Annotated in this window: 23 protein-coding genes; 12 read left to right on the forward strand and 11 right to left on the reverse strand. The window is 70.6% G+C overall.

Going from position 1 to position 26,363, the window contains the following annotated elements; translation table 11 throughout:
- Window positions 1-16 precede the first annotated feature (16 nt).
- From atpD to ACSQ18_RS04110, 3 genes are all read left to right on the forward strand, one after another.
- Window positions 17-1,465: a F0F1 ATP synthase subunit beta gene (gene atpD, locus ACSQ18_RS04100; protein ID WP_436035894.1), complete on the forward strand. Its 1,449-nt coding sequence runs from the start codon at window positions 17-19 to the stop codon at window positions 1,463-1,465.
- Window position 1,466: 1 nt separating this feature from the next.
- Window positions 1,467-1,727, forward strand: coding sequence for a F0F1 ATP synthase subunit epsilon (locus ACSQ18_RS04105; protein WP_144807433.1), 261 nt, complete (start codon window positions 1,467-1,469; stop codon window positions 1,725-1,727).
- Window positions 1,728-1,789: 62 nt separating this feature from the next.
- Window positions 1,790-2,539 (forward strand): YaaA family protein, encoded by a 750-nt coding sequence (locus ACSQ18_RS04110; protein WP_436035895.1) that lies wholly within the window; start codon window positions 1,790-1,792, stop codon window positions 2,537-2,539.
- Between the two features lie 6 nt (window positions 2,540-2,545).
- On the opposite strand, the gene ACSQ18_RS04115 is transcribed toward ACSQ18_RS04110, so the two are convergent.
- Window positions 2,546-3,001: a DUF4282 domain-containing protein gene (locus ACSQ18_RS04115; RefSeq protein WP_436035896.1), complete on the reverse strand. Its 456-nt coding sequence runs from the start codon at window positions 2,999-3,001 to the stop codon at window positions 2,546-2,548.
- A 166-nt stretch (window positions 3,002-3,167) separates the two neighbouring features.
- Between ACSQ18_RS04115 and ACSQ18_RS04120 the strand changes: the two genes are divergently transcribed.
- The 3 genes from ACSQ18_RS04120 to ACSQ18_RS04130 all read left to right on the forward strand — a co-directional run bounded on the left by ACSQ18_RS04120 (window position 3,168) and on the right by ACSQ18_RS04130 (window position 7,596).
- Window positions 3,168-3,869, forward strand: coding sequence for a large exoprotein (locus ACSQ18_RS04120; RefSeq protein ID WP_436035897.1), 702 nt, complete (start codon window positions 3,168-3,170; stop codon window positions 3,867-3,869).
- A gap of 97 nt (window positions 3,870-3,966) precedes the next feature.
- The gene (locus ACSQ18_RS04125; RefSeq protein ID WP_436035898.1) at window positions 3,967-4,755 is read left to right on the forward strand and encodes a PP2C family protein-serine/threonine phosphatase; all 789 of its coding nucleotides are present in this window, start codon (window positions 3,967-3,969) and stop codon (window positions 4,753-4,755) included.
- A 66-nt stretch (window positions 4,756-4,821) separates the two neighbouring features.
- Window positions 4,822-7,596 (forward strand): FtsK/SpoIIIE domain-containing protein, encoded by a 2,775-nt coding sequence (locus tag ACSQ18_RS04130; RefSeq protein WP_436035899.1) that lies wholly within the window; start codon window positions 4,822-4,824, stop codon window positions 7,594-7,596.
- A gap of 6 nt (window positions 7,597-7,602) precedes the next feature.
- Here ACSQ18_RS04130 and ald read toward each other — a convergent pair whose 3' ends face one another.
- Both ald and ACSQ18_RS04140 read right to left on the reverse strand, forming a co-directional pair.
- On the reverse strand, window positions 7,603-8,718 hold the full coding sequence (ald, locus tag ACSQ18_RS04135; protein WP_436035900.1) for an alanine dehydrogenase: 1,116 nt from the start codon (window positions 8,716-8,718) through the stop codon (window positions 7,603-7,605).
- Between the two features lie 32 nt (window positions 8,719-8,750).
- Window positions 8,751-9,740 (reverse strand): asparaginase, encoded by a 990-nt coding sequence (locus tag ACSQ18_RS04140; RefSeq protein WP_436035901.1) that lies wholly within the window; start codon window positions 9,738-9,740, stop codon window positions 8,751-8,753.
- 72 nt (window positions 9,741-9,812) lie between these two features.
- On the opposite strand from ACSQ18_RS04140, the gene ACSQ18_RS04145 reads away from it, so the two are divergent.
- Complete coding sequence (locus ACSQ18_RS04145) at window positions 9,813-10,286, forward strand: OsmC family protein (protein WP_436035902.1); 474 nt, start codon at window positions 9,813-9,815, stop codon at window positions 10,284-10,286.
- Window positions 10,287-10,331: 45 nt separating this feature from the next.
- Here ACSQ18_RS04145 and ACSQ18_RS04150 read toward each other — a convergent pair whose 3' ends face one another.
- Window positions 10,332-11,111: a lysophospholipid acyltransferase family protein gene (locus tag ACSQ18_RS04150; RefSeq protein WP_301039596.1), complete on the reverse strand. Its 780-nt coding sequence runs from the start codon at window positions 11,109-11,111 to the stop codon at window positions 10,332-10,334.
- Window positions 11,112-11,227: 116 nt separating this feature from the next.
- Here ACSQ18_RS04150 and ACSQ18_RS04155 point away from each other — a divergent pair, with 116 nt between their 5' ends.
- Window positions 11,228-12,202, forward strand: a complete 975-nt coding sequence (locus ACSQ18_RS04155; protein ID WP_436035903.1) for an FKBP-type peptidyl-prolyl cis-trans isomerase — start codon at window positions 11,228-11,230, stop codon at window positions 12,200-12,202.
- Between the two features lie 18 nt (window positions 12,203-12,220).
- A complete protein-coding gene (gene dxr, locus ACSQ18_RS04160; RefSeq protein ID WP_436035904.1) occupies window positions 12,221-13,312 on the forward strand; it encodes a 1-deoxy-D-xylulose-5-phosphate reductoisomerase in 1,092 nt (363 codons plus the stop codon).
- 83 nt (window positions 13,313-13,395) lie between these two features.
- On the opposite strand, the gene pflA is transcribed toward dxr, so the two are convergent.
- The 5 genes from pflA to ACSQ18_RS04185 all read right to left on the reverse strand — a co-directional run bounded on the left by pflA (window position 13,396) and on the right by ACSQ18_RS04185 (window position 19,852).
- Window positions 13,396-14,355 carry a pyruvate formate-lyase-activating protein gene (pflA, locus tag ACSQ18_RS04165; RefSeq protein WP_436035906.1) on the reverse strand — a complete coding sequence of 320 codons (960 nt, stop codon included), beginning with the start codon at window positions 14,353-14,355 and terminating at the stop codon, window positions 13,396-13,398.
- Between the two features lie 34 nt (window positions 14,356-14,389).
- A complete protein-coding gene (gene pflB / locus ACSQ18_RS04170) occupies window positions 14,390-16,651 on the reverse strand; it encodes a formate C-acetyltransferase (protein ID WP_436035907.1) in 2,262 nt (753 codons plus the stop codon).
- A 157-nt stretch (window positions 16,652-16,808) separates the two neighbouring features.
- On the reverse strand, window positions 16,809-18,404 hold the full coding sequence (locus ACSQ18_RS04175; protein WP_436035908.1) for a Mur ligase family protein: 1,596 nt from the start codon (window positions 18,402-18,404) through the stop codon (window positions 16,809-16,811).
- Between the two features lie 66 nt (window positions 18,405-18,470).
- The gene (locus ACSQ18_RS04180) at window positions 18,471-19,172 is read right to left on the reverse strand and encodes a DUF1775 domain-containing protein (protein ID WP_436035909.1); all 702 of its coding nucleotides are present in this window, start codon (window positions 19,170-19,172) and stop codon (window positions 18,471-18,473) included.
- 86 nt (window positions 19,173-19,258) lie between these two features.
- The gene (locus ACSQ18_RS04185; RefSeq protein WP_436035910.1) at window positions 19,259-19,852 is read right to left on the reverse strand and encodes a hypothetical protein; all 594 of its coding nucleotides are present in this window, start codon (window positions 19,850-19,852) and stop codon (window positions 19,259-19,261) included.
- A 63-nt stretch (window positions 19,853-19,915) separates the two neighbouring features.
- Here ACSQ18_RS04185 and ACSQ18_RS04190 point away from each other — a divergent pair, with 63 nt between their 5' ends.
- The 3 genes from ACSQ18_RS04190 to ACSQ18_RS04200 all read left to right on the forward strand — a co-directional run bounded on the left by ACSQ18_RS04190 (window position 19,916) and on the right by ACSQ18_RS04200 (window position 22,938).
- The gene (locus tag ACSQ18_RS04190) at window positions 19,916-21,208 is read left to right on the forward strand and encodes a M50 family metallopeptidase (RefSeq protein WP_436035911.1); all 1,293 of its coding nucleotides are present in this window, start codon (window positions 19,916-19,918) and stop codon (window positions 21,206-21,208) included.
- A 102-nt stretch (window positions 21,209-21,310) separates the two neighbouring features.
- Window positions 21,311-21,670 (forward strand): YciI family protein, encoded by a 360-nt coding sequence (locus tag ACSQ18_RS04195; RefSeq protein ID WP_436035912.1) that lies wholly within the window; start codon window positions 21,311-21,313, stop codon window positions 21,668-21,670.
- Window positions 21,667-22,938, forward strand: coding sequence for an RNA polymerase sigma factor (locus ACSQ18_RS04200; protein WP_436035914.1), 1,272 nt, complete (start codon window positions 21,667-21,669; stop codon window positions 22,936-22,938). The genes ACSQ18_RS04195 and ACSQ18_RS04200 overlap by 4 nt, the downstream gene beginning before the upstream one ends.
- A 32-nt stretch (window positions 22,939-22,970) precedes the next feature.
- Here ACSQ18_RS04200 and ACSQ18_RS04205 read toward each other — a convergent pair whose 3' ends face one another.
- Both ACSQ18_RS04205 and ACSQ18_RS04210 read right to left on the reverse strand, forming a co-directional pair.
- Window positions 22,971-24,890 carry a chorismate-binding protein gene (locus ACSQ18_RS04205; RefSeq protein WP_436035915.1) on the reverse strand — a complete coding sequence of 640 codons (1,920 nt, stop codon included), beginning with the start codon at window positions 24,888-24,890 and terminating at the stop codon, window positions 22,971-22,973.
- 195 nt (window positions 24,891-25,085) lie between these two features.
- Window positions 25,086-26,348: a low temperature requirement protein A gene (locus ACSQ18_RS04210; protein ID WP_436035916.1), complete on the reverse strand. Its 1,263-nt coding sequence runs from the start codon at window positions 26,346-26,348 to the stop codon at window positions 25,086-25,088.
- Between the last annotated feature and the right edge of the window lie 15 nt (window positions 26,349-26,363).

Here is a 26,363-nt window from a genome sequence, read left to right on the forward strand (position 1 = left end):
CCGAAAGAGACACATCATGACCACCACCGCCACCGCTGAAGCGACCACGGTCGTCGGTCGCGTCGCGCGCGTCACCGGCCCCGTCGTCGACATCGAGTTCCCGCACGACTCGATCCCCGACATCTACAACGCGCTCAAGACCACCATCACGATCGACGGCGCGTCGACGGAGATCACCCTGGAGGTCGCGCAGCACCTCGGCGACGACCTCGTGCGCGCGATCTCCCTCAAGCCCACCGACGGCATGGTCCGCGGCCAGGAGGTGCGCGACACCGGCGGCCCGATCAGCGTGCCCGTGGGCGACGTCACCAAGGGTCGCGTCTTCGACGTGACCGGCGAGGTGCTCAACGCCGAGCCCGGCGAGACCATCGAGATCACCGAGCGCTGGGGCATCCACCGTCAGGCCCCCAACTTCGACCAGCTCGAGTCGAAGACCGAGATGTTCGAGACCGGCATCAAGGTCATCGACCTCCTCACCCCGTACGTGCAGGGTGGCAAGATCGGCCTCTTCGGTGGCGCCGGCGTCGGCAAGACCGTCCTCATCCAGGAGATGATCCAGCGCGTCGCGCAGGACCACGGTGGTGTGTCCGTGTTCGCCGGTGTCGGCGAGCGCACCCGTGAGGGCAACGACCTCATCCACGAGATGGAGGAGGCGGGCGTCTTCGACAAGACCGCCCTCGTGTTCGGCCAGATGGACGAGCCGCCGGGGACGCGTCTGCGCGTCGCCCTCTCTGCCCTGACGATGGCGGAGTACTTCCGCGACGTCCAGAAGCAGGACGTGCTGCTGTTCATCGACAACATCTTCCGCTTCACGCAGGCCGGCTCCGAGGTCTCCACGCTGCTGGGCCGTATGCCCTCTGCGGTGGGCTACCAGCCCAACCTCGCCGACGAGATGGGCGTGCTGCAGGAGCGCATCACCTCGACGCGCGGTCACTCGATCACCTCGCTGCAGGCGATCTACGTTCCCGCCGACGACTACACCGACCCGGCTCCGGCGACGACGTTCGCCCACCTGGACGCCACGACCGAGCTCTCCCGTGAGATCGCGTCGAAGGGTCTGTACCCGGCCGTCGACCCGCTCGCCTCGACGAGCCGCATCCTCGACCCGCGCTACATCGGTGCCGACCACTACCGGGTCGCGACCGCGGTCAAGCAGATCCTCCAGAAGAACAAGGAGCTCCAGGAGATCATCGCGATCCTCGGTGTCGACGAGCTCTCGGAAGAGGACAAGGTCGTCGTCGCCCGCGCGCGCCGCATCCAGCAGTTCCTCTCGCAGAACACCTACATGGCGAAGAAGTTCACCGGCGTCGAGGGCTCCACGGTCCCGATCAAGGAGACCGTCGAGTCGTTCGACGCGATCGTCAAGGGTGACTTCGACCACGTCGCCGAGCAGGCGTTCTTCAACGTCGGCGGCATCTCCGACGTCGAGGAGAAGTGGGCGAAGATCCAGAAGGAGAACAGCTGACATGGCACTGACGGTGACCCTCGTCTCCGCCGAGGAGGAGGTCTGGCACGGTGAGGCATCCCTCGTCGTCGCGAAGACCGTCGAGGGCGAGATCGGCTTCATGTCCGGTCACGAGCCTGTTCTCGCCATCCTCGCCGAGGGCCAGGTCCGCATCACGCAGGTGGACGGCACGAAGGTCGTCGCCAGCGCGCAGGACGGCTTCCTCTCGATGGAGGCCGACGAACTGCGGATCGTCGCCGGCCACGCCAGCCTGCAGTCCTGACACACGTCGCAACGCCGCCCGGTTCCGCCGGGCGGCGTTGCCGTTCCCGGAGTCCGATCCTCATGCTGATCCTGCTGCCGCCGTCCGAGACCAAGCGTCCGGGAGGCACCGGTGCGCCGCTCGATGTGGATTCCCTCGCGTTGCCGTCGTTGCGTGAGGCCCGGGATGCCGCGATCACCGCGCTCGTGGGTCTGAGCGCGGACGAGGAAGCGGCGATGCGGGTCCTCAAACTGAGCGAGCGCCAGCGCGGTGAGCTCATCGCCAATGCGACGCTCCGTGAGAGCCCGACGATGCCCGCCGTGGATCGCTACACGGGCGTCCTGTTCGATGCGCTCGAGGCGGCGACGTTGCCCGCTGCGGCGCGACGCTGGCTGCACGCCCACGTGCTCGTCCACTCTGCGCCGTTAGGGCCGGTCGCCGCTCTGGACGGGCTTCCCGCCTACCGCCTCGCCGCCGGCGCGTCGCTTCCCGGCATCCCTCCGTTGCGCCGTCACTGGGCGGATGCCGTGACCGCCGCCCTCGGGGAGCTGGCGCCGCCTTTCGTGCTCGACCTGCGCTCGGAGGCGTACGCGGTGCTCGGGCCCGTGCCCGCCGACATCCCCCACGCGTACGTGCGTGTCGTGACGGCCGGTGCAGACGGCGCGGTGCGGGCACTCAACCACTTCAACAAGCACGCCAAGGGTGAACTCGTGCGCGCGCTGGCGCTCAGCCGTCCGCGGGTGCGGTCGCTCGGCGGCTTCGCGTCCTGGGCGTCGTCGCACGGGTGGGAGCTGCGAGACGGCAAGCCCGGTGAGATCGAGCTGATGGTCTGAGCTGGCTCAGCTCTCGCGCGTGTTCTGCGCCGTGCGTTCGGTGTTCTCCGCGATCGCGATGAGCGCGACGACGGACTCGATCACGAACCTCAGCACGACGACGGCGATGAACGCGAGGATCGGCACGACGATCACGGTCGACACGATGAGGGAGATCCCTCCGCCGAGGTTCCACCAGAGGGCCCTGATGCCCCCGATGATGCCCCCGAAGAACGCCGCGATGAAGCCGATCCCGACGGCGATGAGGCCGACGAGGTAGAACGCGCTCGCAAGACGACGGGTGATGAACGTCGTGAAGGAGATGTCGAACAGGGCGGCGAGGAATCCGCGTCCGATGTCGTCGACCTCGCCCACCAGACGGGGCACGCCCGTGTCGTCGACCGCTTCCGGGGCGGATGCCGCGGCGGCCTCCGCCGCCGGACGGTCGGGAAGCGGAGGAGGGGTGGGTGTGCTGTCGGTCATGGTGGTTCCTTCCGTCGGCTTCAGGGCGCGCAACGGCGGTCGCGACGCGTGAAGAACTCCCGGTGTCGAGATCCTGTGCACCGCTGCGGCTGCTCGCTAGCATGGCACCAGCCGGGACCCTCGGCCGACGGCTCGCCGTCGTCATCGCCCTCGGAAAGGGATCGATATGGACTATTCGGACGGAACCGCACTCGCTGCGTTGGCGGTCGTGGGTTTCTTGACCTTCTTGCTCGGCGTCGCCGTGTATGTGGTGACGGCCTACTTCCTCATGAAGATCTTCGACAAGGCCGGCGTGCAGGGCAGATGGCGCGCTTGGGTGCCGATCTACAACTTCATGGTGTTCAGCAAGCTCGGTGACCTCAGCCCGTGGCTCGTGCTCATTGCCGGCGGTGCCGCGGTGGTGCTCTTCTGGGTCCCCGGGCTCGGCACGATCCTCGGCCTCGCGATGCACATCATCGCGCTCCTCGCGGCGTGGCGTGTGGGACTCAAGCTGCAGAAGGAAGCGGTGTGGGTCATCCTGTACTTCTTCCTCTCCCCGGTCTGGCTCGGAATCAACGCCTTCGACAAGTCGCGCTGGAACCTCAATGTTCCGGCTGCGCCGTGGGCCGGCAACGCGTTCCTCTCCGACACCACGACGTGGGCCGGCATCCCTAGCCAGTCCCCGGCAGGGGGCTACCCGGCGAACCCCGTGACCGCCCCCGGCTACGTCACGCCGCCGCCCGCCGCACCGCCCGCCCCGCCGGCGGCCAGCGCGACGCCCCCGGCAGCTCCCGGCACGCCCGAGCCGCCCGCCGCGCCCGAGCCGCCCGCTGCGCCGGAGCCGCCTACGACGGAGCCGCCGACGGCGCCGGAGCCGCCCCGCGCCTAGGACTCCCGACGGCACGGGCCTGTGGCGCTGTCCGGGCGCCACAGGCCCGTCCACTAGAGTGTGACCACGTCCACCGACGATCAGGAAGGGTGGGAGCGTGGCCGATTCCGCGACGCAGAGGCATACGGTCTCGTTGCCGGATGGCGATATCGAGCTCGCCTGGGCGGAAGTGACCCATCGGGGTCGTCGGCGCGATGTGAATCAGGATGCCGTGCTGGCGCTCTACCCCCTTTTCGTGGTCGCCGACGGCATGGGCGGTCACATCGGGGGCGAGATCGCCTCCACCAGTACGATCACCCGTCTGCGAACGGTCGCCGAGAAGGGCACCGTCACGACCAAGGCGGTCGAGAAGGCTCTCGGACGCGCGGTCGCCGACATCGACTCCCACCCGGAGGCGACCGACGAGGGCACCGGCACGACCGTGACGGGCGTCTACCTCGACGTCAGCGGTGACGAACCGACGTGGGTGACGCTGAACATCGGCGACTCCCGCGTCTACCTCTTCCGCGACGAGAGCCTCGCGCAGATCACCACCGATCACTCGGTCGTGCAGGAGCTCATCGCCGCCGGGCGGCTGAGCCCGGAGGAGGCGGAGAACCACCCGTACGGAAATGTGATCACGCGAGCCGTGGGTCCTTCCGACGGCGTTGCTCCCGATTACGTGAAGCTGGAGGTCGTCGACGGCGACCGGTTCGTGGTGTGCAGTGACGGCCTCACCAAGGAACTGACGGACTACGGCATCCTGCACTTCCTGCTCCAGCACGAAGACCCGACCGAGGCGGTCGACGCGATGCTCGAGGCCGCGCTGGAGAACGGCGGGCGCGACAACATCACGATCATCGTGCTCAACGTCACGCGCGCGGGCTCCTCCCCGACAGAGGACTGAGTCAACTCGTCCACAGATCGGCGTTCCGACGATTGGACGCGGTGCGGTGGACGCTGAACTGTGGGGGTGACCTCACTCCTCGATGAGCCGCTGCGGATGCCGTCGGCTCCGGCCCCGCCCGCGCATCCTCCGTTCGCGCTGTGGTCGGCGATCGTCCCGGTGGGCGGTGCCGTCGTGTTGTGGGCGGTGACGGGATCGCCCTACGCGCTCTGGTTCGCCGCCCTCGGTCCGGTCGTCGCCGTTGCGGGACTGCTCGACGGCAGGCGGGGCAGCCGACGGGCAGAGCGACGGTCGCGCGAGGAGTACGGCCGGCGCCTGGCCGAGGTTCGCGACGGTGTGCGGGAGCGCCATGAGCAGGAGCGGCGCGCGCTGTGGGCGCGGCATCCCGATGTCGCCGAGTTCACCAGTCGGCCCGACGACGTCTGGCGCCGCGTCGACGGACGGGGCGCGCTCCTGGTGATCGGCCGGGGCGAGGTGCCCAGCGCGGTGCGGCTCGACGGCGGCGCAGACGATGACGACGGACGCGAGCTTCGTCGCTCCGCGAGGTCGCTGGAGGGCGCTCCCGTCGTCGTGCCGGCGAGAGCGGGCATCGCCATCGTCGGTCCGCCGGTCTGGGCGAGCGCGGTCGCACGAGGTCTCGCCCTCCAGACGTGTCTGATCGAACCGCCGGCGACGTTGCGGCTCGACGCCGCGGGGGAGCCGGACCTCGCCGCGTTGCCGCACCACGCGAGCGCCGGGGCGACGTCGCTGGGCGTGTTCACCGCAGTGGGTGCTGCCGTGGATGCCGTGGACATACCGATCGTCTGCATCGGCGAGGGGCCACCCCCGCCGCGGTGCGCGGTCGTCGTGACGCTCGTCGCTGCCGGGCGCGCCCGAGTTGAGCACGGCAGCACACGTATCGAGGTGGAGGTGGAGCTCGTCTCCCGAGACCGCGCTCGAGACGTGGTGACGTGGCTCATCGACCGGGCTGGGCAGATGCGCGGTCGCTCGGAGGAGTCAGCTCCGATGCTCTCCACGCTCCTCGCATCGGCATCGGCATCGGCATCGGCATCGGCATCTGCTTCGGGCCGGGAAGCACCGGCCGGCGATACGCTGCCCGCGATCGTCGGTGTCGACGCAACCGGTCCTGCCGTGGTCGACCTCGTTGCCGACGGACCGCACGCGGTCGTCGTCGGCGTGACCGGCGCGGGCAAAAGCGAACTCCTCACCAGCTGGGTCGCGGCCCTGGCTGCCGTCCGCACGCCCCAGCAGGTGTCCTTCCTGCTGGTCGACTTCAAGGGCGGTCGCACGTTCGATGCGCTCGCGGGGCTGCCCCACGTGACGGGTGTGCTGACCGACCTCGATGAAGCGGCCGCCGTCCGCGCGATCGGGAGTCTTCGCGCGGAACTGCGTCACCGCGAACGTGTACTGGCCGACGCGGGTGCGCGTGACGTCGAGGAGGCGGGAGACGCGCTCGGCCGTCTCGTCGTGGTGGTCGACGAGTACGCCGCCCTGGTGGCCGCGTACCCGCCGCTCCACGAGCTGTTCGCCGACATCGCCGCGCGAGGCCGCGCTCTCGGGATGCACCTCATCCTCGCCTCGCAGCGATCCGCAGGGGTGTTCCGCGACGCGGTGCTCGCGAACGCGCCGCTGCGGGTCGCGCTGCGCGTCTCCGATCCCGCCGATTCCCGCGCCGTCCTGGGCGTCGATGATGCAGCCGCGCTCTCCGGTCGACTCGAAGAGCGCGGTGTCTGCCTCGTGCGGGGGCCGGCCGACGCCGCTCCCCGCACCGTGCGCGTCTCCCGGTGCGACGCCGACGTGCTCCCGTCGATCCTGGCCGTGGGTCACTCTCCTGCCCGGAAGCCTTGGCTTCCCGCGTTGCCCGAGCGAATCGAAGCGGGTGATCTCGTCACGGGGTCGCCGCCCGGAGCGCTCGTCCTCGGGGTCGCGGACGAACCGGACCTCCAGCGGCAACGTCCTCTTCTCCTCACCCCTGACGAGCCAGGTCTTCTGGTGCTCGGCGCATCCGGCAGCGGACGCACCTCGGTCCTTCGCGCGATCGCGTCGCAGACGCACCAGGCGATCGAGATCTCCGCGGAGCCGGAGGAGGGGTGGGATGCCGTCCGCCGCGCCGAGCAGGCCGCTCCCGGTTCCGTCGTCCTCGCCGACGACCTCGACCTGCTGCTGGCCCGCCTCGGCACCGATCATGCGCTCGTCGTGCGGGACCGGCTCGAACAGCTGGCTCGCGAGTCGAGATCTCGGGGCATCCGGCTCATCGTCTCCGCACAGCGTCCGGGCGGTGCCGTCGCGCGTGTGGCGGACGCGATCCCGCGGCGGTTCCTGCTCGATCATGCATCTCGCAGCGATTGGGTTGCGGCCGGGGGAGAGGGCGCCGACTACGCGCGGTGGCGCCCCGGCCGTGGCCGGTGCGACGGCATCCTGGTGCAGAGCCTCTGGATCGAGCCGCAGCACGCGCCCGCCTCGGAGCCGGCTGTCGCCGGAGAGACGTGGATGCCGGCGCGTCAGCCGGTCGCATTCATCGCTCCCGACACGTCTGCGACGAGGGCGACGCTCGACCACTGGCGTTCCGGCGGTGTCGCCGTCGGCCGCGTCGACGCGACGGGCGTCGAGCTGCGCCGCGGCGGCGTGCTGTGGGGCACGCCCGACGCGTGGCTGGCGCAGTGGCGCCTGCTGGCGAGCGCGCGGGCAGAGGCGCAGCTCGTGGTCGACACGGCGTGCGCGAGCGAATACCGCACCATCACCGGATCGTCGGAGGTGCCGCCCTTCGCGCACCCGAGGGCGCGCAGAGCGTGGCTGCGCTCACCCGACGGGTCCACACGACGGATCGTGCTGCCGGTATGACCGGGCTCAGCTCAGGACGTCGGCCAGGGGCGTCAGCTCGAGACCGTGCGCCGCCGCCACGCCGGGGTTCACGACAGCTCCGCCCGTCGTGTTCAGACCTGCCGCCAGCGATGCATCCGCCGTCAGCGCCTGCTCCCACCCGAGCGAGGCGATTCGCCGGACATAGGGGAGGGTTGCATTGGTCAGCGCGGACGTCGACGTGTTCGGCACCGCACCGGGCATGTTGGCCACGCAGTAGAACATGCTGCCGTGCACCGCGAACGTCGGGTCGGCGTGGGTCGTGGGGCGGGTGTCTTCGAAGCAGCCCCCCTGGTCCACGGCGATGTCCACCAGCACCGATCCCGGCCGCATACGGCTGACCATGTCGTTCGTGACGAGCTTCGGCGCTTTGGCACCGGGGATGAGCACCGAGCCGACCACGAGGTCGCTGGCCACGACGGCGCGATCGAGGTCGAGGGGGTTGGAGGAGGCCGTCTTGACGCGGCCCTGGAAGTGATCGTCGAGGAAGCGCAGACGCTGGATGTTCGTGTCGAAGATCGTGACGTCGGCACCCAGACCGGCGGCGATCACCGCCGCGTTGGCACCGGCGACGCCGCCGCCGATCACCGTCACCGTCGCCGGGCGCGTGCCCGGGACGCCCGACATCAGCAGGCCGAGCCCGCCGGCGGAACGGAGGAGCGTGGCGGCACCCACCGTCGGCGCGAGTCGTCCCGCGACCTCGCTCATCGGCGCGAGCAGGGGCAACCCGCCCCCTGCCTGCTGAACCGTCTCGTACGCGATCGCGGTGACACGATCGGCGACGAGGCGGTCGGTGAGCGGGCGGTCCGCCGCCAGATGGAGGTACGTGAAGAGCACCAGGTCGTCGCGGAAGTAGTCGTACTCGGCGGCGATCGGCTCCTTCACCTTGAGAAGCAGCTCCGCCCGCGCCCAGACCTCGGCGGCGTCGTCGAGCAGGACCGCCCCGGCATCCGTGTACTCCGCGTCGGACATGGACGAGCCGAGACCCGCTCCCCGCTGGACGAGCACCTCGTGGCCCGCAGCGACGAGATCGTGGACGCCCGCAGGGGTGAGGGCGACGCGATACTCGTTGTTCTTGATCTCGGTGGGAACGCTGATCCTCATGGGGTTTCCTCTCCGCGCCCGGATGCGGGCTCCTAGACCGTCGGGCGGATCGCGCCGACGTCCTGACCGCCGCCCGAAATGGACAACGGAAGCTGAGTCATGGTCGCCGCCACGTCGGCGGATCCCAGGGCGCCGTGCTTCTCCAGGAGCGCCACCGCGACAGCCGTCGCCGCCCGTCCGCTCCCGTCGAGCATCTTGAGCGCCACAGAGGTGCCGTCGGGCGCGACCATCACCATGACGCCCTCGGCGCCGCCCTTCGAGAACACCCCGAGGCGCCCGATCGCGATCGTGTCGGGGCGGCCGGGGCCGTCGATGGTCCACGGGTTCTCGCGGACAGCGCGCACGAGAGCCCCCGCCGACCGGTGCAGCGCGAACGGCGACCGCTCCGACGAGGTGCCGATCCGGTGAATGGCGCGCACGAGCGCCGTGAGACTCATCCCGTACACGGGAGCGCCGCAGCCGTCGACGGCCGTCGCCGAGACGCGGGCACCGGTGAGGCGCTCGATGACCTCCCGGATGTGCGCCTGAAGGGGATGCGCGGGGTCGAGATACGACGAGGTGTCCCAGCCGTTCACGGTGCACGCGAGCAGCATCGCGGCGTGCTTCCCCGAACAGTTCATCCGCACCCGTGCGGGGGACCCGTCGTGACGCACCAGCTCGTCGCGCGTCTCGGTGTCGCCGGGCCACGCCGGGGGGCACCCGAGATCGGACTCATCGAGGCCGGCGGCGTCGAGGACGTCGCGCACGACGGCGACGTGGCGGTCGGTGCCCGAGTGGCTGGCCGTGGCCAGAGCCAGTCGCTCGCCCTCGAGCGCAGCGCCCGCCGTGACGCATCCGAGGGCCTGCAGCGGCTTGAGGCTCGAGCGGGGGAGGATGGGCGCCTCGACGTCTCCGAGGGTTTCCACGGCGACCCCGTCCTTGTCGAGGACGATCGCCGATCCGCTGTGACGCGACTCGACGAAACCGCTACGCTCCACGACCGCGAGTTGAACGGCGGCGGGCACGGCGAAAGTCTGCGTCACGTCCGCCAGCCTATCGCCGCGGCCCCCGTTCGCCACGGAGCCGGAGGCGCGTTCCGATGGCAGACTGGCGACATGATCGGCGAACACCGCTACGCACTCCGCGCCACCTGGACCGGCGACCGGGGAACCGGCACCAGCGGCTACCGCGACTACGACCGTTCGGTCACGCTCTCGGTCGCCGGCAAGCCCGACATCGCGGCATCCAGCGACAAGCCGTTCCGTGGCGACCCCACCCGTTGGAATCCCGAAGACCTGCTCCTGGCGGCCCTCTCCGAATGCCACCTGCTGTCGTACCTGCATGCGTGCGTGCAGGCGGGGGTCGTCGTCGTCGCCTACACCGACGACGCCACGGGCACCATGGTCGAGGACGGTCGCGGCGGGGGTGGCTTCACCGAGGTCATGCTCCGCCCGGTGGTCACGATCGCCGACGAGAGCATGCGCGACGCCGCGCTCGCCGCCCACGCGCAGGCGCACGAGTGGTGCTTCATCGCGAACAGCGTCAATTTCCCCGTGCGGCACGAGCCGACGATCGTCGTCGCCGACTAGCGATCCCGGCGGTTCGCTCTCCGAGGAGCCGAAGAACGGATGCCGTCAGCGGCGCTCGTGCGGCAGGACCTGCTTCAGCCGCTCGACGGGGTTCTGGGCGGGGGCCTCATTGTAGGCGCCCGCCAGCTCCTGACCCGACAGCGCGTGGATCGCGGCCATGATCTCGTCGGTCGCGAGTCGGCGCGCGCGACCCGACGAGGCCGGTCCGTGGTGGGAGAGGTCGATCGGCTCGCCGTAGCGGATCGTCATGCGAGGGGAGAACCTCGGCCACTTGGCGCCGACGGGCATCGCCTCGTTCGTGCCGATGAGCCCGACCGGCACCACGGGGGCGCCCGTCTCGAGCGCGAGGAACGCGACGCCCGTGCGGCCCTTGTACAGTCGGCCGTCGAGCGATCGGGTGCCCTCGGGATAGAGCGCGATCGCTCGGCCCGACTGCAGGATGCGCCGCTGCTGGTCGAGGGCGTCGAGGGCCGCCTGGCCCGCACCGCGCTCCACCGGGGTGGCGCCGATGGCCGTGAAGAAGTGACGGCTGATCCAGCCGCTGAAGCCCTTGCCGTCGAAGTACGACGACTTGGCGAGGAAGTAGACGGGACGCGGCGCGAACATCGGGATGACGAAGGAGTCGATGAACGACAGATGGTTGCTCGCCAGGATGATGGGTCCCTTGCGCGGCATGTGCTTCACGCCTTCGATCCGCGGGCGGTACAGGAACCTCGCGAGCGGTGCCACGATCCAGCGGCCGACGAAGTAGGTGAAACCGACCCGCGAGACGTCCTCTGCGTTCGGGGGAGGTGTCTGCGCCTCCGGCGTCTGCTCTTCGGTCACCAGACGAGGGTACTCCCGATTCCATGCTCACCTCGGCATGGCGGGGCTCACAGCCGGGACAGAAGAAAGTGAGCAAGGATGGGAGCGTCCCCGTCTTCCCATCGTGAGGTACCTCCGTGCGTCTGCGCCCGCTCGTCACCGTGTCCATCGCCGCCGCGTCGGCCGTTCTGCTGGCCGGGTGCTCCGGTCTCGGAGGCAATGCTGCCTCCCCGACGCCCACGTCCACGTCCACGGCAGCCGTGGACCTGTGCGACGCGATGGCGCCGTCGGGCGCGGCATCCGAGTCGGTCACGGTCGGCGGCGACTTCGGCTCCGCCCCCACGATCGAGTTCGACTCCCCTCTGAAGGTCGACGAGCTCCAGGCCACCGTCCTCACCGAGGGCGACGGCGAGCAGACGTCCGCCGGTGACTACATCTCCTACGCGCTGACGGCCTACGGCGCCGACGAAGGCGACGAGTTGGTCACGCTCGGCTACAAGCCCGGCGAGCTCATGCCGTCCCAGATCTCGGCGGAGAGCCCGCTCGGTCAGATCCTGGGCTGCAACGGCCCCGGCACCCGCGTCGTCGCCACCTTCCCCGCGACCCCCGCCACCGAGACGGCAGCGGCGATCGCCGCCGAGGTCTACGTGATCGACGTGCTCGACATCGTGCCGACCGCGGCGTGGGGCGCGCCCCAGGACCCGGTCGACGGGATGCCGGTGGTGACCCTCGCCGAGGACGGCACGCCGAGCGTGGAGATCCCGGATGCCGACCCGCCCACCGAGACCGAGGTCGCGACCCTCAAGAAGGGCGACGGCTACAAGGTGCAGGACGGCGACTACGTCCTCATCCAGTACTACGGCGCCCGCTGGTCCAACGGCGAGGTGTTCGACCAGACGTGGGACGGCACGCCCTACGCCGCGCAGACCACCGGCTTCGTCGAAGGCTTCCAGAAGGCCCTCACCGGCTTCCCCGTGGGCTCGCAGGTGCTCGTCGTCATCCCGCCCGCCGAAGGCTACGGCGAGGGCGAGATCAACGAGACCGACCTCAAGGGTGAGACGCTCGTCTTCGTCGTCGACATCCTCGGCGCCCAGCACGTCGAATCGGAGTGACGCCCTAGGCTGACGTCTATGCGTCGCGTCCTGATCCTGGGTTCCACCGGCTCCATCGGCACACAGGCGCTGGACGTCATCCGTTCGCGGCGCGACCGCTTCGAAGTCGTCGGTCTCGCCGCCGGATCGGACCGCGCAGGACTCGCGGCGCAGGCGGCGGAGTTCGGCGTCGCCGATGCCGCGCTGGGAGCGGCGGAGGCCGAACGCCTCGTCCGCGACGTCGAGGCCGATGTGGTGCTGAACGGCATCACGGGTTCGGTCGGGCTGGGTCCGACCCTCGCCGCCCTCGAGACGGGGCGCACCCTCGCGCTGGCGAACAAGGAGTCGCTCATCGTCGGCGGCGACCTCGTGACCGCGATCGCCGCGCCCGGCCAGATCGTGCCCGTGGACTCCGAGCACTCCGCGATCGCGCAGGCGCTGCGTGCGGGCACCGACGCGGAGGTGCGGAGACTGGTGCTCACGGCATCCGGGGGGCCATTCCGCGGGCGCGCGCGCAGCGACCTCGCGGGCGTGACGCCCGCCGAGGCTCTCGCCCACCCGACGTGGGACATGGGGCGGGTCGTCACCACCAACTCGGCGACCCTCGTGAACAAGGGGCTCGAAGTGATCGAAGCGCACCTGCTCTTCGGTGTTCCGTACGACGCCATCGATGTTGTCGTGCATCCGCAGTCGATCGTGCACTCCATGGTCGAGTTCGTCGACGGCTCGACGATCGCGCAGGCCTCGCCCCCCGACATGCGTCTTCCGATTTCGCTCGGCCTCGACTGGCCCCACCGGGTGGCGGGTGTCGGGGTGCCCCTGGACTGGACGCAGGCGACCGCCTGGACGTTCGAGCCGCTCGACGAGCACGCATTCCCCGCCGTCGCGCTCGCCAAGCGCGTAGGTCGCGCCGGCGGCACCTACCCCGCCGTGTTCAACGCCGCGAACGAGCAGGCGGTCGACGCCTTCCACGAGGGCCGCATCGCGTTCCTCGACATCGTCGACACGATCGAGCGCGTCGTGGACGCGCACGATGCGCCGTCCGAGCTGACGCGGGAGAGCCTCGCCGACACCGAGCGGTGGGCGCGCGCCGAAGCCGACCGGCTCATCGCCGCGGGACGCTCACGCTGACGTATGCCGCTCGCCCCGCCCCGGAAGCGGAGGGGCGGGTCGAGCGACGGGCCCGCGCAGGGGGCGGGCGGTCGGAGGGGCGTTCAGTAGGTCGTGAGCCCGTGCGCGCGGAACACCTCGCGCACGCGGTCGACCAGTTCGACGGTCGGGGCGGGCGTGTCGTCGAGCTCGTAGGTGCGGCCGAGCGACTCCCACTTGTCCCGTCCCATCTGGTGGAAGGGGAGCACCTCGACGCGGGACACCGCGCCGGGCCGGATCTCATTGAGCGAGGCGGCGTAGGCCGCGACCCGCTCGATCCCCGCCGCGTCGTCGGTGAGACCCGGCACGAGGACGTAGCGGATCCAGACCTCAGGACCGTCGGCCATGGCGGCCAGGCGCCGCCCGAACTGGAGCGTCGGCTCGAGCTCGCGTCCGGTCACGCGGCGGTAGACATCGGGGTCGCCGCTCTTGACGTCCAGGAGCACGAGGTCGGTGTCGGCGAGCATCGCGTCGCCGGCATTGCGTCCCAAGTAGCCGGACGTGTCGATCGCGGTGTGGATGCCGAGGGCTTTCGCGCCGCGGAGGATGCGGGCCGCGAACGCCGGCTGCATGAGCACTTCGCCGCCCGACAGCGTGATCCCGCCGCCGGTGGCCTGGAAGACCGCCCGGTATCGCGCGATCCGCGCGAGCAGCTCCTCCGCTGTCACCGGGGCGCCGTCCTTCATCGCGAGGGTGTCGGGGTTGTGGCAGTAGAGGCAGCGCAGCGGGCAGCCGCTGAGGAACGTGGTGAGGCGGGTGCCCGGTCCGTCGACGGCCGTCACCAGCTCCCAGGAGTGAACCGAACCGAGCCGTCCGTCGCGCATCGCCGCGAGGCGGTCGTGGTGGTCCACGTCCTCGACGTGCAGGCCGTCGACACCGGCACCGGTGCGCCGACCGCCGGCCGCGGGCGCCTGGAGGGGAACCTCCAGGCGCACCGCGTCGTCGGGGAGGGCAGGGACCTCCGGTTCGGGGTGCGGGCGACCGGGGTCGTCGCTCGCGGAGCGACGGAGCATCGTCGCGGCCATGTCGTCAGCTCTTCTCGGGTCGAGGGGAGCCGGCTCAGAGCGACCCGTGGAACGTCCGCGACAGCACGTCCAGCTGCTGCTCGCGGGTCAGCCGCACGAAGTTGACGGCGTAGCCCGAGACGCGGATGGTGAGCTGCGGGTAGTTCTCCGGGTGCTCCATGGCATCCTCGAGCGTCTCGCGGTTCAGCACGTTGACGTTCATGTGATAGCCCTCGGAGCCGACGTACGCGTCGAGCAGGCCGGCCAGGTTGCGGATCTGCTCGTCCTTCGTGCGACCCAAGCCCGCCGGGACGACCGTGTTGGTCAGCGAGATGCCGTCCTGCGCCTGGTCGTAGGGGAGCTTGGCCACCGAGAGGGCCGAGGCCAGCATCCCGTGCGTGTCCCGTCCGTTCATCGGGTTCGCTCCCGGCGCGAACGGCTCACCCGCCCGGCGACCGTCGGGGGTGTTGCCCGTCGCCTTGCCGTACACGACGTTGGACGTGATGGTGAGCACCGACTGCGTCGGGAGGGCGTTGCGGTACATCGGGTGGCGGCGGATCTTGGCCATGAAGCGCTCGACGAGGTCGACGGCGATGTCATCGGCCCGGTCGTCGTCGTTGCCGTAGGTGGGGAAGTCGCCCTCCGTCACGTAGTCCACGACGATCCCGCGCTCATCGCGCACCGGCGTCACCGTGGCGTACTTGATGGCCGTCAGCGAGTCGGTCGCGACCGAGAGGCCGGCGATGCCGCAGGCCATGGTGCGCAGCACGTCCTTGTCGTGGAGGGCCATCTCGAGACGCTCGTACGCGTACTTGTCGTGCGACCAGTGGATGCAGTTGAGCGCCTCGACGTAGGTCTCGGCGAGCCAGTCCATCGTGAGGTCGAACTTCGCCATGACGTCGTCGAAGTCGAGCGGTCCGTCGCCGACGGGGGCGGCGACAGGCGACACCTGGGCGCCCGTGACCTCGTCGCGTCCGCCGTTGATGGCATACAGCAGCGTCTTGGCGAGGTTCACCCGAGCGCCGAAGAACTGCATCTGCTTGCCGACGCGCATGGGGCTCACGCAGCAGGCGATGGCCGCGTCGTCGCCCCAGGCGGGCCGGATGATGTCATCCGACTCGTACTGGACCGCCGACGTGTCGATCGAGACCCGCGCGCAGAAGTCCTTGAAGCCCTGGGGGAGCGCGGGGCTCCAGAACACGGTCATGTTGGGTTCCGGGGCGGGGCCGAGGTTGTAGAGCGTCTGGAGATAGCGGAAGGAGTTCTTCGTCACCAGGGGACGGCCGTCTTCGCCCACGCCGCCGATCGTCTCGGTGACCCAGGTCGGGTCGCCGGAGAACAGGGCGTCGTACTCGGGGGTGCGCAGGAACCGCACGATGCGCAGCTTGATGACGAAGTCGTCGATGATCTCCTGCGCCTGCTCCTCCGTGAGCGTCCCCGCGGCGAGATCGCGCTCGATGAAGACGTCCAGGAAGGTGGAGGTGCGGCCGAGCGACATGGCGGCGCCGTTCTGCTCCTTGACCGCGCCGAGATAGGCGAAGTACAGCCACTGCACGGCCTCTCGCGCATTGGTGGCCGGCCCGGAGATGTCGAAGCCGTACGAAGCGGCCATCGTCTTCAGTTCCTGCAGGGCGCGGATCTGCTCGGCGTGCTCCTCGCGCTGGCGCACGACCTCCTCCGTGAAGGGGGTGGTGTCCAGACCCAGCTTGTCGACCTTCTTGGCGGCGATCAGAGCGTCGACGCCGTAGAGGGCCACTCGGCGGTAGTCGCCGATGATGCGGCCGCGGCCGTAGGCGTCGGGAAGGCCGGTGATGATGTGGCTGCTGCGAGCGGCGCGCACGTTGGGGGAGTATGCGTCGAAGACGCCCTGGTTGTGGGTCTTGCGGTACTCCGTGTACACGGTCTTGAGCGTCTGGTCGACCTCGTAGCCGTACGTGTCGAGGGCGCCTTCGACCATCCGCCATCCGCCGTTGGGCATGATGGCGCGGCGGAGGGGAGCGTCGGTCTGCAGGCCCACGATGATCTCGTCTTCGCGGGAGATGTATCCCGGCGCGTGCGCGGTGATGCCGGCGGGGGTGTGCGCGTCGACGTCGTAGATGCCTTTGGCGCGCTCTTCGGGGAACATCGCGGCGAGCGTGTCCCATACGCGCGTGGTGCGAGCGGTGGGGCCCGCCAGGAACGCGTCGTCGCCGTCGTACGGCGTGTAGTTGCGCTGGATGAAGTCGCGCACGTCGACGTCGTCCTGCCAGGGGCCGGGTGTGAACCCGTTCCAGGCGACGGGCAGTTGGTCCTGTGCGGTGGGGCTGACGATGGTCATTTCGCTTCCTTGCTTCCTCGTGGGATCGGTCACGACGAGGGGTGCGATACCCGCCCGGCGTGCCGGATGACCCCAGGGTACCGCGTGTGGTCAGACCACAACAGGAGGGTGTGCGAAGTCTGGCGGAGAACCCGCCGGGAAAAATCGTGCGTTGTCGTCAGTCGACAATCGCGCTCTCGCCGCGGGCGGCGTCGGTCGGCCAGCCGGATGCCGTCAGAGCGGCTCGGGCCGCCTCGGCCGCGTCGAACGGAACCCGCACCCCCGAGATCTCCCGGTAGTGCTGGTGGCCGGGCCCCGCCCACACGATCGCATCGCCCGCGGCGGCGAGCTGCACGGCGACCTCGATTGCCCGTTCCGGCGGGACGACCTCGTGGATGTCGGCATCCGGACGTACCGCGCGGGCGCCCGCGACGAGAGCGGCGCGGATGCCGGCGGGGTCCTCGGAGCGAGGGTGCTGGTCGGTGATCACCAGGATGTCGCTGCCCTGCGCTGCCGTCGCGCCCATCTCGGCGCGCTTGGTGACATCGCGGTCGCCGTTCGCGGCGGTGACCATGATGACGCGACCGGGGGTGACGTGGCGGACCGCTTCGAGGGTCTTCACGAAGGCGTCGGGGGAGTGGGCGAAGTCGATGTACACCGCGGGACCTTCGGGCCCGGACACTCGCTGGATGCGCCCCGGCAGCTCCGCCGGGATCCGCGCGTCGCGCACCAGCCCGAAGAGGTCGTCGGCGTCGACGCCCGCCTCCAGGAGCATGACGATCGCGAGACCGGCGTTGGATGCCATGTGCCCGCCGATGACCGGCACGGTCGTCACCACGTTGTGACCGTCGCGGTGGTGCAGGCGGAACCGGGTGCCGTCCTGCCGTTCCTCGAGGATGTCGACCGTCCAGTCGGCCTCGACGGGGCCGTCGGCGAGCGCGGGGGTGAGCACCGTCGTGACCGGCACGCCGCTGCGACGTGCGACCTCGCGGCCCTCGGGCGAGTCGACGCACACGACGGCGCGTCGTGAACGTTCGGGACGGAACAGGTCGAGCTTGGCCTCCAGGTAGGTCGCCATGTCGCCGTAGTCGTCGAGGTGATCGTGGGTGAGATTGGTGAAGCCGGCCACGTCGAAGACGATCCCGTCCACCCGGTGCCGCGACAGCGCCTGTGCGCTCACCTCCACCATCGCCGCCTCCACGCCGCGCTCGCGCATGAGGGCGAGGAGAGCGTGCATCTCGGAGGACTCCGGAGTCGTGAGACGGGAGGGGATCACCTGGCCGGCGATGTGGCGCTCGGCGGTGGAGGACAGTCCCGTCGTCATTCCCAGGGCGCGCAGCATGCCTTCGACGAGGTGGGACACACTCGTCTTGCCGTTGGTGCCGGTGATGGCCAGGAGCAGCGGCATGTCGCGATCGGTCCCGTACACCCACGATGAGATCCCACCGAGGCGCGACCGAGGCTCCTCGACGACGAGCACGGGGAGCCCGGCGGCCCGCGCCTCCCGCACGCCCGCCTCGTCGGTGAGCACGGCGATCGCGCCCTTCGCGGCGGCGTCGGCGGAGAACTCCGCTCCGTGCCGATTCACCCCCTGCAGGGCGACGAAGACCTCACCCGGGCGCAGATCGGCCGTCGCGAGCGTGATGCCGGTGACGGCCGCGTCGGCGAGCTCGCCGACGGTGCGCTCCGCGAATCGGGCCGCGAGCTCGACGAGGAGGTGACCCGGCGGGTTCTCCGGACGCAGGACGGGCGGGGTCGGGGCGATGTCGGCCATAGCGCCTCCATCCTCTCACCCGACCCCGCCCGTCACCGTGCGGGGTCGCGGACGCGTCCGCGACGATCAGGCGCGGCGCCGGCGGACGATCGTGACCGCCAGGGCGGCGAGAGCCGCCGCGAGCGCGCCACCCGAGAGCCACCGGGCCACGGGATCGGCGGCCGACGACTCGGTGGCCGCGGCATCCGTCTCGGCGTGGTCGCCTTCAGCGTGGTCGCCTTCCTCTGACGCGTGACCGTGGTCGTCCGTCTCGGCGACGGCACCGACGGAGACGACGGGCGCGGGCGCCTCGAGGTCATCGACGCTCTGGCCTTCGTCGGCGACCTCGATCCAGTCGGTCTGACCCGCCTCGCACTGCTGGACGATCGGGAAGGCCACCTCGGAGTTGGCGACGGACGAGGCGAACACGACGTCCATCGCGACCGCGGCGCTCAGGCCGTTCTCGACAGGGGTCACGGCCGTGTAGGTGACCTGGGTCGCGACGCCGTTCGAGCCGAGCTCGCGCTCGATCGTCCACGCTCCGTCGATCACCGGGGTCACGGCGTCGACGCCCTCGGGGATCGTCACGACGAGGCTCGTCGTCGGCGACTCCTCGCAGCCGTGGCTGAAGCTGAAGGACAGGCGGGTGGATGCCGAGGCGCTGGCCGCTTCGGGGGTGACGTGGACATGCGCGGAGGCGGCCAGGGGTGCGGCCAGGACGAGCGCGCCGCCGAGGACGAGTCCGCCCGTGAGCAGACGGGAGCGGCGGGTAGGGACGAAGGTGGTCATGGTGTGCTTTCTGTGGTCGTTCGACGAGGGCCGCGGCGCGGAGAGCGCCACGGAGGTTCTGCCGTCGGGCTGAGGGCAGGCTGAGGTCACCGCGCGAGCGCGGGCGGACCTCGTCGAGACAACGCGGACAGGAAGACCGGGCGCGGGAGTGCGACGGCGGGAGTGCTCCGCGCCGCGCGTGCGACGGGCAAGTCGAGCGTCGGGAGCGCGCGAGTGAGCAGCCGACGGATGCCGCGGGCGATGCGGCGGAGCGCCCGCTCGCCGTATTGGAGGAGGAGCACGGTCGCGGCCGCCGCGACGACGTGGGCGACGATCATGGGCGCGTCGAGGTGCAGGTGCGACACCGACACGGGAGAGAGCGCAGGGAGGGCATGGTGGGGTGCGGTCGTGATCGACGCGACTCCCGTTCCCACCGCGGCGAACGCGGCGTGCAGCGCAGCCTGCGAGACGAGCGCCGCGGCGACGGTTCCCCGCAGCGATGGGCGCCGACCGACGAGGACCACGGCGATCGGGGATGCCAGCAGCGTCACGGCCAGGAGGAGCCACCAGGCCGGTGCACCGCCGCCGGCGAGCGTGTGCGCGGTGGCAGCCACCGTGACGGCGACGGCACTGGACGCAGTGCCCCGCAGCGCGCGCTGCGTACGCGTCACACGTCGCACGCCCCGCCGCTCCCGCTCCACACCACGAGCCTACCTGGGCGGCGCGCGGCCAATTCCTAGCCGGTCGGGGTACTGTGTGCGATCGTGACCGTCCTCGCATTCGTCATCGGCGTGCTGCTGCTCGTCGTGGGCCTCGCCGTCTCGATCGCTCTCCACGAGATCGGTCATCTCCTGCCCGCGAAGAAGTTCGGCGTGCGCGTCGGCCAGTACATGATCGGATTCGGCCCGACGCTGTGGTCGCGGCGCATCGGCGAGACCGAGTACGGCGTGAAGGCGCTCCCCCTCGGGGGCTACATCTCGATGGCCGGCATGTACCCGCCCTCACGCCGCGAGGGCCGGGCCACGGGCGGCTTCTTCGCGACGATGGTGCAGGATGCCCGGGCTGCCAACGACGAGACCCTCGACGGTGCCGGCGAGCGTCGCGCGTTCTACGAGCTGTCGGTGTGGCGACGCGTCGTCATCATGCTCGGCGGTCCGGTGATGAACTTCCTGCTGGCGATCGTCCTGCTCACCATCGTGCTGTCCGGCATCGGCCTGCAGACGGCGACCACGACGATCGCGTCGGTGAACGAGTGCGTGCTCCCGGCCGGATCGACGCAGACCGCGTGCACCGCCGACGACCCGGCCTCGCCCGCCGCCGAAGCCGGCATCCTTCCGGGCGACGTGCTCGTCTCTGTCGCCGGCACACCCGTCTCGACGTTCGCCGAGGCGTCGATCATCATCCAGGCCGCAGCCGACGAGACGATCCCCGTCGTCGTCGACCGGGGCGGCGAGCAGGTCACTCTGTCGGTGACGCCGATGCCCGCCGAGCGGGAGGTCATGGGGCCCGACGGCGAGGTGATGACGGCGGAGGTCGGCTTCGTGGGCATGACGGCCACGGTCGCCTACGTGCCGCAGCCGATCTGGGAGGGCCCGCAGACCGCGGTCGAGCGCACGGGTCAGATCGCCGGCATCCTGTGGCAGCTCCCGGCCAAGGTCTATCAGACGGCCGTCGACATGTTCACGGGCGCCGAGCGAGACCCCAACGGTCCGCTGTCGGTCGTCGGCGCGGGTCGCCTCGCCGGTGAAGTGGCGGCCGTCGACGCCCCGATCCTCAATCGCGCCGCGGCGATCCTGGAGCTGCTCGCGGGCCTCAACATCGCCCTCTTCGTCTTCAACCTCATCCCGCTCCTGCCGCTCGACGGCGGCCACGTCGTCGTCGCGCTGTGGGACGGCATCAAGCGCGCCTGGGCGCGGATGTTCCGCCGTCCGCCGCCGAAGCCGGTGGATGCCACGAAGCTCGTGCCGGTGACCTTCGTCGTCGTGATCGCCCTCATCGTCATGGGAGGCGTGCTCATCCTGGCCGACATCGTCAATCCGGTGCAGCTGTTCGGCTGAGGCCGCGGGCGTCGCCGCGACGATTTCTTCGTGACGTGTCGAAATCGCTCTTGTCCGTTCGCTGTGGGGATGACACGGTTCCCATGACGAAAGGACGCCACCGTGAAGTACGTCATCATGTTCACCTCCACCCCTGAAGTCGACGCGCAACTGTCCGCGGAGGAGGGTCAGGCCCTCTACGCGAAGGTCTACGAGTGGTTCCAGCAGCACGACGCGGTCCTCGCGGACGGCGGCGCCGAGCTGCAGCCCGCCGAGACGGCGACGACCGTCCGCGGCGGCGGGGTCGTCGTCGACGGACCGTTCTCGGAAGCCAAGGAGGTCATCGGGGGCTTCTCGGTGCTCGACGTCGACGACATCGACGCCGCCATCGCGGTCGCGCGGACCTGGCCGATGCTCGATCTCCCCGGGACATCGGTCGAGATCCGCCCGATGGTCACGGACTACAGCCAGTTCGAGCAGTGAACCCGACGGATGCCGCGACGCCGCCCCGCTCCGCAGCGCCGGACGGCGAAGGGGTCGCGGCATCCGATCACCAGCTGGCGCGCCTCGTGCGTGACGAGTCCGCACGCATCGTCGGCATCCTGACGGCCGCGACCGGCAACCTCGACGTCGCCGAGGAGGCGACCGCCGAGGCGATCGAGGAAGCTCTGCGCGCCTGGCGGCAGCACGGTGTTCCCACTCGGCCGGGGGGCTGGCTCCTCCAGGCGGCACGGCACAACGCTCTGGACCGGCTACGCCGGGAGACGCGATACCGCGAGAAGCTGGAGGCCGTCCGCGCGCTGACCGCCGAGGACCGGCACCCGACCGGTGGCGACGACGAACCCGACGAACGCGTGCCCCTGCTGTTCGGGTGCTGCCATCCGGCGCTGGCCCCCGAGGCGCAGCTCGCCCTCACGCTGCGCGCCGTGCTGGGCGTGACCACCGCACAGATCGCACGCGCGACGCTGGAGCCGGAGAGCACCGTCGGCCAGCGCATCTCGCGCGCCAAGCGGAAGATGGCGGCGGTCGGCATCCCCCTCGGCATCCCCGAGGGAGCCGAGCGGGTCGACCGGCTCGACATCGTGCTCACCGTCGTCTCGGTGCTCTACGACGCCGCGCACCTGCGCGCGGGCGCGGATGCCGTCGCCGATCGCGACCTCGCCGACGATGCGCTGTGGCTTGCTCGTGTGGTCGCCGAAGCGTTGCCGCGCGAGGCGGAGGCGGCAGGTCTCCACGCGCTGCTTCTGCTCCACCGTGCGCGCGAGCCTGCCCGGTCGAGGGGAGGCGATCTCGTCCTCCTCGACGCGCAGGATCGGAGCCTGTGGGACGCGGCCCTGATCGCGCGCGGGCGCGCCGAACTGAACCGCGCGGCAGCCCTGCGGTCCCCGGGACGGTGGCAGCTGCACGCCGCCATAGCCGCCTGCCATGTCGACGCCCCGACGATCGCCGACACCGACTGGGTGCAGATGCTCGTGCTCTACGACATGCTGCGCGGGTACGACGGTTCGCCCATCGTCGCGCTCAACCGTGCCGTCGTGCTGTCGCGTGTCGCCGGTGCGCAGGCTGCGCTCGCCGATGTCGATGCCCTCGCCGGCCCGCTGTCCCGGTATCACCTGTGGCACGCCGTACGCGCCCGCCTTCTCCGGGATCTCGGGAGGGAGGCCGAAGCCGACGAGGCCGACCGGCGCGCGGCGGAGCTCACCTCCAACGTCGCCGAGCAGCGCCTGCTGGCCGCCCGACGCACGCACTGACCGTGGTGGGCTCCCTGGGCTCGCCGGTCGCGTCAGGCGGGCGCCGTCTCCAGCGCGTGCCGCACGAGCCGCTCGAGGGTGTCGAGTCCGTCGCGCGACAGGATCGACTCCAGATGGCCCTGCACGGTGGCAAAGCCCGGCCCGCGGAGCGCATACACGTCGCCGGACACGGCATCCGCGGCCACCTCCGTGTCGCCGACGCGGGTCGTCCCCGGGCTGACGCGCGCCGTGAACGTGTTGTAGAACCCGATGGATGCCGGACGTCCGAAGATATCGACCTCCTTCTGGAGGCCCTGATGGGGCGCGGCGAGCGGGGCGAGTTCCAGTCCGAGGCCGTCGGCGACGATCTGATGGCTGAGGCACACCGCCAGCAGCGGCCGAGCCGATGCACGCCGCGCCGCGACGACCGTGCGCATGCGCTCGAGGCGCGCGCTGTCGGGGTCGCGGGGATCGCCGGGGCCGGGGCCGCAGACCACGAGATCGGCAGCGTCGAGCGCTGCGGGGTCGGCGTCGGCCCACGGGACGATCGTCACGTCGAATCCGAGGTGGCGCAGTTGGTGCGCCAGCATCGTCGTGAAGCGGTCCTCGGCGTCGACGACGACCGCCGTACGCCCGCCGCCCCATGCCGAGCGGGGCGCTGCGCTCGGGGCGTCCTGCGGGTTGAGCCAGAACGAGGCGAGCCGCTCGTTCCGTGCGGCGAGGAGGGCCGCCACTCCGTCGTCGTCGGCGAGGCGGCGCGGCTCGGCGGAGGGCGCGTCTTCGTCGACATCGGCACGCCGAACGTCGCGTGCGACAGCGCCGAGCGCTCCGAGGACCCCTGCGGCCTTCCCGTGCGTCTCGCTGACCTCGCCGTACGGGTCGGAGTGGCGCACGAGCGTCGCGCCGACCGGCACACGCAGGCGGCCGTCGACGAGATATGCCGTGCGGATGAGGATGGGGGCGTCGAGGTCGTGTCCGTCGCCGGCCGGGGTGAAAAGCGCCGCGACGCCCGAGTAGTAGCCGCGGGGGGAGCGTTCGTGACGACGGATGACGGTGCACGCGTTCTGCATGGGCGAACCCGTCACGGTCGGGGCGAACATCGTCTCGCGGAGGATGTCACGCGGGTCGAGGGTGCTCCGGCCGCGCAGCATGTACTCGGTGTGGGTGAGGCGCGACATCTCCTTGAGATGAGGGCCGGTGATGCGTCCGCCGTCGCTGCACACGGCGGACATCATCTTGAGTTCCTCGTCGACGACCATGAACAGCTCCTCGGTCTCCTTCGTGGAGGAGAGGAACTCGGTGAGCGTGTCGACGGTGGCGCCGCCGTCGGGGTGGCGGAAGGTGCCCGAGATCGGGTTCATCGTCACGACGCCCGCCTGAGCGCTGACGTGCGCCTCCGGGCTCGCGCCCACCGCGACGTGTCCGGGGGTGACCACGAGGAACGTCCAGTAGGCGCCGCGTTCGTGTTCCAGCAGGGCGCGGAACCAGGTGAGTCCGGCCGTCACGGGGTCGACGTCGACCGTCGCGGTGAAGTCGCGGCGGATGACGAAGTTGGCGCCTTCGCCGCGGCCGATCTCGTCGGCGATCACGCGGCGGACGATCGTGGCGTATTCCTCGTCGGGAATGTCGAAACCGGCGTCCGCGAGGGCGACGTCTGCGTCGGGGAGCGACGCGAGCACCTCGTCGCGCGGGGCGGACTCGTGCGATCCGACCACCAGGCAGCGCAGCGGTGCGGCGTCATCGTGGCATTCGAACCCGCGCTCGACGACCTGACGGAAGGGGACGAGGGCGAGCACCTCCTGCGGTGCACCATCGGCGTCGTGGAGGGGGATGTCGGCCAGCAGCGGGACGTCGACGATGCTGCCGGTCAGCACCTCGACGCGCGCGTCGTCGCGCGCGATGAGGGCGAACGGCGCACCGCTGGCGACCGCGGCTTCGAGGCTCGCGGGGAGTGAGGTGGGGCTCGCGGTCATCGCCGGGCCTTTCGTCTGGTCGGGCGGTCGTCGCGGGAACGAAAAGACCGCCTCGGCGGGCGGTCTGTGATCAGGGTTGCGAACACACCGCCTCAGCGGGTGGGCCACCACGTGGTGTTCGCGAACATGCGGTCACATTATCACGGTGCCCCGCCCGCGCCTGTCCGTCAGGCGCCGCCCCCGACCCGCTGTGCGTCAGGCCCCGAGACGGGCCAGATCCTCGTCGAGGTGGCGATGGCCGACCACTTCGTAGCCGATCACGATGACCAGCGGCGCGAGTCCCGCGATCACGATCGTCGTGCCGAGCGACGCACCGGCCAACGATGCGGCCACCGCCGCCGCCAGGATCGCGGACGAGCCCGCCAGCAGCCACAGGTGGAAGGCGTCGAAGCGACCGACGAGCGTGGCGTACAGCACCCCGAGGATCACGATGAACACGAAGGCGGGCACGGCGATCGTCAAGAGCGCGTAGGTGGCATCCACGTGGGCTTCGCCCTCGATCACGTACGCCGCGACGTGCAGACCGGCTCCGATCGCCGCGACGGCGGCGAACAGTGCGATGTGCAGGTAGCCCCATACGAACGACACCGACGGGCGCCGACTCAGGATGCGCGCGGCGGGGACCGTGAAGTACGACCACCAGACGGTGAAGGCGAGCAGCATGCCGCCGAAGGCGACCAGCCCGGCCTCGACGCTCCAGACGGTGTTCTCGACGGCCGCGGAGATCGCCAGGACGGTTCCGAGGATCACTTCGCCGAGGGTGATGATCACCAGCAGCCCGTAGCGCTCGGCGATGTGGTGGGGATGCCACGGGGTGGCGCCGCCGCGCCGCTCGGCGACGAGAGGCACGATCATCTCGAGCAGCCCCAGCGCGACCATCAGCGTCACGCCGATCCCCAGCGGCGGATCGATCACGATCGCCACGACCCAGCCCACTTGCACGATGCCGAGACCCGTCGCATACGTGAGCGCCGTGCGACGGTGCTGCGGGTTGTGCGCGGCGACGCGGATCCACACCGCGATCAGCGCGACCCGCATGATGACGTAGCCGGCGATCATGAGGGCGTTGTCGACGTGTCGACCCTCGTCGAGCGAATGGAAGAAGGGGGGCAGTCCGAGGGCGAGGACGGCGACGCCGATCATCTGGACGAATGTCGCGATCCGTACGAACACGTCGTCGGCGTCGAACGCCGACCACAGCCACGTCGCGTTGATCCACGCCCACGTGACGGCGAACACCGCGATGAAGAAGCCCCCGGCGGCCGGAACGGTGTGACCCAGCTCGAACAGGTGCGCTGCCTGCGAACCGGCCTGACTGAAGGCGACGACGAAGGTGAGGTCGAACAGCAACTCCAGCGGCGTCGCGGTGCGGTGCGGTTCCCGCGGGTCGCGGCCGGTGAGGCGGGCGAACCCGCGTGTCAGGGAGCCGTGGTTCTCGGCGGCGGGGGTCGTCGTCATGCAGGAAAGGTACAC

It is taken from the genome of Microbacterium sp. LjRoot45, from assembly GCF_964253325.1.
In the GTDB taxonomy this organism is placed as follows: domain Bacteria; phylum Actinomycetota; class Actinomycetes; order Actinomycetales; family Microbacteriaceae; genus Microbacterium.

Coding starts and splice junctions, on each gene's coding strand:
- ACSQ18_RS04210 (WP_436035916.1), bottom strand. CDS start 26,348: ATGACGACGACCCCCGCCGCCGAGAACCACGGCTCCCTGACACGCGGG.
- ACSQ18_RS04175 (WP_436035908.1), bottom strand. CDS start 18,404: ATGGCCGACATCGCCCCGACCCCGCCCGTCCTGCGTCCGGAGAACCCG.
- ACSQ18_RS04205 (WP_436035915.1), bottom strand. CDS start 24,890: ATGACCGCGAGCCCCACCTCACTCCCCGCGAGCCTCGAAGCCGCGGTC.
- ACSQ18_RS04110 (WP_436035895.1), top strand. CDS start 1,790: ATGCTGATCCTGCTGCCGCCGTCCGAGACCAAGCGTCCGGGAGGCACC.
- ACSQ18_RS04145 (WP_436035902.1), top strand. CDS start 9,813: ATGATCGGCGAACACCGCTACGCACTCCGCGCCACCTGGACCGGCGAC.
- ald (WP_436035900.1), bottom strand. CDS start 8,718: ATGAGGATCAGCGTTCCCACCGAGATCAAGAACAACGAGTATCGCGTC.
- pflA (WP_436035906.1), bottom strand. CDS start 14,355: ATGGCCGCGACGATGCTCCGTCGCTCCGCGAGCGACGACCCCGGTCGC.
- pflB (WP_436035907.1), bottom strand. CDS start 16,651: ATGACCATCGTCAGCCCCACCGCACAGGACCAACTGCCCGTCGCCTGG.
- dxr (WP_436035904.1), top strand. CDS start 12,221: ATGCGTCGCGTCCTGATCCTGGGTTCCACCGGCTCCATCGGCACACAG.
- ACSQ18_RS04180 (WP_436035909.1), bottom strand. CDS start 19,172: ATGACCACCTTCGTCCCTACCCGCCGCTCCCGTCTGCTCACGGGCGGA.
- ACSQ18_RS04115 (WP_436035896.1), bottom strand. CDS start 3,001: ATGACCGACAGCACACCCACCCCTCCTCCGCTTCCCGACCGTCCGGCG.
- ACSQ18_RS04120 (WP_436035897.1), top strand. CDS start 3,168: ATGGACTATTCGGACGGAACCGCACTCGCTGCGTTGGCGGTCGTGGGT.
- ACSQ18_RS04105 (WP_144807433.1), top strand. CDS start 1,467: ATGGCACTGACGGTGACCCTCGTCTCCGCCGAGGAGGAGGTCTGGCAC.
- atpD (WP_436035894.1), top strand. CDS start 17: ATGACCACCACCGCCACCGCTGAAGCGACCACGGTCGTCGGTCGCGTC.